We start from the raw sequence: 3924 nt of genomic DNA on the forward strand, positions 1-3924 counted from the left end.
CCGTGTCCGTCGCCGCCCTTGTTGAGGTAGACGTGGATGGCGCCGTTGGTGGCGATGGTGATGTAGTCGGTCTTGCCGTCGCCGTCGAAGTCGGCGAACCGTACGCGGTTGCGGTCGTTGGTCATGCCGGTGGCGACCTGGCCGAGGGCCTGCCAGCCGCCGTGTCCGTCGCCGCCCTTGTTGAGGTAGACGTTGACGGCGCCGCTGTCCTCGACGGTGATGTAGTCGTCCTTGCCGTCGCCGTCGAAGTCGGCCCACCGCACCCGACCCGTGTCCCCACCCGTGTCGCCGCCGCGGCCGCCCTTCGGAGTGACGTAGCCGCTGATCCGCTGGGAGCCGTAGTAGCCGGAGGCCGTGATGGTGCCGCGGGTGACCCTGCCGTTCTGGTTGCCGCCGATGGTGCTGACCGTGCCGTCGGCGTTGACCGAAGAGACGAGGGAGACGTGGTCCGCGTATCCGGCGCCGTTGTAGTTGAAGACGGCGGCGTCACCGACCTTCGGGGTGGAGTGGAGCCCGGTGCCGTACTCGGCGAAGCTGCCGGCCGCAGGGGTCAGGCCGGAGACGTCGACGCCGTTCTGCGCCCAGACCCACTTGGCGAAGTCGGCGCACCAGGACTCACCGCAACTGGTGTAGAAGCCGGAGCCGCCGGCGCTGTTGGTGTCACAGGCGCCCTTGCCGAGGTTCTGCTCGGCTATGGAGATGATGTTGGAGCCCACGCTGGCGGACGCGGACTGGGCGCCCATGACCAACAGGGCGGGGGTTGCGGCCACCAGCGTGAGCGCCCCGATCATCGCGCGGCGAACGGGCATTTTGGGCATGGCTGTCTCCTGTTTGAGGCAAGCTGAAGGACGCCCGGGAAGGAACACGGGCTCACAAGGCTGGAATTCGACTGACTGCTGATCAGCCGAGGGCGGCCGGGGCGGCGAAGAGAACGGCCGGCGGCCCGGGTGGCGAAGGCGCGCCGCACCTGCCGGCGCGGGTCCGGGCCGGCGGCGGGAGGGCGGCTTGGAGGCCCGGCCGGGCTACTGCCAGATCATGTCGCTCAGGTGCGCGGTCCCGGTGCCGGCCTGGACCGCCGAAGCCTGCTGGGCCGCGGCACCCGGGACGAGCGGGACGGCGAGAGCGAGGGCGAGGGCCGCGGCGGTCTGGGCGAGACGAGCACGGGACATGATGGCTTCCTTCGGCGAGTCGGTCGGGTGCCGTGTCAGGCTTCGCGTCCCGCGGAGACGCGTCGTCCGGTGTCGGCTGCCGGCGGGTCCTCCCTGCCGACGCCCCTAGACTCGCCGCGGTTCACACTGGATCGGAAGGGATCTCCACTGGACGGAAACGTCCCTGACCTGATGTGTCCACCGGGGCCGGAAGAGGACACAGGTCGTCGTAGACGGGGGCGGCGAGCGGAACACCCGCGCTGAGCACCCGCCAGTCACCCAGTTCGGGAAACGCCCCGAGTGCCCGTCGACAGACGCCCTCCGCCCTGGACTCGGCCACTTCCAGCCACTCCGCCAGGATGTAGATCCCGATGACGGGCTTTCCGGAGGGGCGCCGATGCACGGCGACGTGCTCGACCCGCTCTTCGGGCAGTGCGGCCGAGCCGATCAACTCGGCGGCGTGGGCGGGAAATACGGCATCCTCGCCCGACGCCGCCAGGGCGATGTGAACCAGATACATGGAATTGACGGTCCCAAACTCCCTGTCAAGTGCACAGGGTCTGTTTCTGGACGGTTTGGGCTGAGGCCTGAACCGTCCACCGAATGAGCTGGAGATGCCCTCATCCGTCATGTGATGATCACGCTCGGGTAAATCCGAACGCTCGTCCGGGGGGACATGGAGATGCTTGCCGTACTTGGACTTGATGCCACGTCCGAAAAGGTCTACCGGTCGATGCTCGCGCGACCACAGGACGGTGTCTCAGAACTGGTGGAGCGGCTCCAGCTGCCGGTGGCCGACGTCCGGCGGGCTTTGACCACGCTGAGCGAGCTGGCGCTGCTGCGGCCCTCGTACGACCGTGACGGGGAGTTGCGCGCGGTCTCGCCCGACGTCGGCATGGAGATCCTCATCTCCCGCCAGCAGGCGGAACTGGCCGCACAGCAGCAGCGGGTCGAGGCCTTCCGGGCCGCTGCGGCCCAGCTCGTCGCGGAGTGCTCCGACCTCCGGCCGAAGGCGCCCCACCCCGGCGTCGAGCATCTGATCGGGCTCGACGACATCCGCGACCGGCTGGGCTCGCTGACCCGGGACGCACAGACCGAGGTGATGACCTTCGCTCCGGACGGCGCCCACAGTGCCGAGAGCATCGAGGCCGCCCGACCGCTGAACGCGTCCCTGCTGGAGCGCGGCATCAGGATGCGCACGATCTACCTGGACAGCGTCCGCAACCACCAGCCCACCGTCGACTACGTCACCTGGCTGGCCGAACAGGGCGGCCGGGTCCGGACCACGCCCGCACTGCCCACCCGGATGATCATCGTGGACCGTGCCACGGCGGTGGTCCCGGTCAGCGGCGACGACACCGCCGCCTCGGCGGTCGTGGTGACCGGACCGGCCATGCTGGCCGCGCTGTGCATGCTCTTCGAGAGCGTCTGGCAGGCGGCGCAGCCTCTCGGCGCCGCCGCGCCGCGTACGGCGGTAGGGCTGCGCCCCCAGGAGTCGACCACCATCCGGCTGCTCGCCGACGGGCACACGGACGACGCCATCGCCAAGCGGCTCGGGGTCTCCTCCCGGACGGCGCGCCGACTGGCCACGGATCTCATGGACCGTCTGGGGGCGCGCAGCCGGTTCGAAGCCGGCGTGAGAGCGGTCCAGCACGGCTGGCTGCCCGCCGGGAACCCCACGGCGGACTAGGGCGCCCGCCTCACTGCCCCTTGACGGTGACCTTCTGGTCGTTCTGGATCTCCTTGACCAGCTGCTGCACCTTCGGCTTGTCCCACAGGAGGTTGCCGCCCCGCTCGCCGGCGATCGGCATGTTCATCGAGACGCCCTCGCCGCTGTTGATGCCCTTCATGGCGAAGAACATCTGGCCCATGTCCCACAGGCCCATGTCCTTGTCGACGATGAGGGTGTCCAGGCCGGCGCCCAGCACCGGGTAGAGGGAGAAGGGGTTGAGGACGGTGCCCGGGGTGGCGGCCTGGCTGGCGAGGGCGGCCAGGAACTTCTGCTGGTTCTTCGTCCGTTGCAGGTCCGACTCGGCGAAGGCGTAGCGGGTGCGGACGAAGGCCAGGGACTGTTCGCCGTTGAGGGTCTGCCTGCCCGCCTTGAAGTCGGCGCCGGACTTCTCGTCCTTGAAGCCCTTCTCGATGTCCAGCTCCACTCCGCCCAGCGCGTCGACGATGTTCGCGAAGCCGGCGAAGCCGATCTCGGCGTAGTGGTCGATGCGCAGGCCGGTGTTGAACTCGATCGTGCGGACCAGCAGCTCCGGGCCGTCGTCGGCGTACGCGGCGTTGAGCTTGGTGTGCTTGCCGGTGCCGGCGTACTTCTTGCCCGACTGCGAGCCGACGAAGGAGGGGATCTCCACGTCGGAGTCGCGCGGCAGGGAGACCATGGTGTTCCCGCTGGAGCACTTGGCCAGGACCATCATCGAGTCGGTGCGCTTGCCCTCGGCGGAGCCCGTGTGGAGCTTCTTCTTCTCCTCGTCGGACATGCCCTCGCGGCTGTCGGAGCCCACGATCAGGTAGGTGGTGCAGTCGCCTTCCTTGGGCCGCTCGATGACCTTGGACAGGTCGACCTCGCGGCGGACCTTGGAGTCGGCCCAGAAGTAGGTGCCGATCGTGGTCACGAGGAGTACGGAGACGATCGCGATCGAACCGATTTTGATCCGCTTGCGCCAGTCCGGCGCGGGCCCGGCCGGCCGGCCCGGACGACCGCCGGGGCCGCCCGGTCCGCCCGGCCCGCCGGGACGGCCGGGGCCGCCGGGGCCGCCGTGGCCCGTGG

Annotated in this window: 5 protein-coding genes; 1 reads left to right on the plus strand and 4 read right to left on the minus strand. The window is 69.6% G+C overall.

All coding sequences use genetic code 11. The features are described 5' to 3' along the window. From ACFVXK_RS19120 to ACFVXK_RS19130, 3 genes are all read right to left on the minus strand, one after another. On the minus strand, positions 1–818 hold an 818-nt coding region (locus ACFVXK_RS19120; protein ID WP_389613122.1), incomplete at its 3' end, for an FG-GAP-like repeat-containing protein. Positions 819–1022: 204 nt separating this feature from the next. Then, positions 1023–1169, minus strand: coding sequence for a hypothetical protein (locus tag ACFVXK_RS19125; RefSeq protein WP_389613124.1), 147 nt, complete (start codon positions 1167–1169; stop codon positions 1023–1025). Between the two features lie 121 nt (positions 1170–1290). Further along, positions 1291–1668: a hypothetical protein gene (locus ACFVXK_RS19130; protein WP_389613126.1), complete on the minus strand. Its 378-nt coding sequence runs from the start codon at positions 1666–1668 to the stop codon at positions 1291–1293. Positions 1669–1830: 162 nt separating this feature from the next. On the opposite strand from ACFVXK_RS19130, the gene ACFVXK_RS19135 reads away from it, so the two are divergent. Beyond that, a complete protein-coding gene (locus ACFVXK_RS19135) occupies positions 1831–2838 on the plus strand; it encodes a LuxR C-terminal-related transcriptional regulator (RefSeq protein WP_389613129.1) in 1008 nt (335 codons plus the stop codon). Positions 2839–2848: 10 nt separating this feature from the next. On the opposite strand, the gene ACFVXK_RS19140 is transcribed toward ACFVXK_RS19135, so the two are convergent. After that, a partial coding sequence (locus ACFVXK_RS19140; protein WP_389613131.1) for an LCP family protein occupies positions 2849–3924 on the minus strand: 1076 nt, incomplete at its 5' end.

This window comes from Streptomyces sp. NPDC058157 (assembly GCF_042884105.1).
Classification (GTDB): Bacteria; Actinomycetota; Actinomycetes; order Streptomycetales; family Streptomycetaceae; genus Streptomyces.

Coding starts and splice junctions, on each gene's coding strand:
- ACFVXK_RS19125 (WP_389613124.1), bottom strand. CDS start 1,169: ATGTCCCGTGCTCGTCTCGCCCAGACCGCCGCGGCCCTCGCCCTCGCT.
- ACFVXK_RS19130 (WP_389613126.1), bottom strand. CDS start 1,668: ATGTATCTGGTTCACATCGCCCTGGCGGCGTCGGGCGAGGATGCCGTA.
- ACFVXK_RS19135 (WP_389613129.1), top strand. CDS start 1,831: ATGCTTGCCGTACTTGGACTTGATGCCACGTCCGAAAAGGTCTACCGG.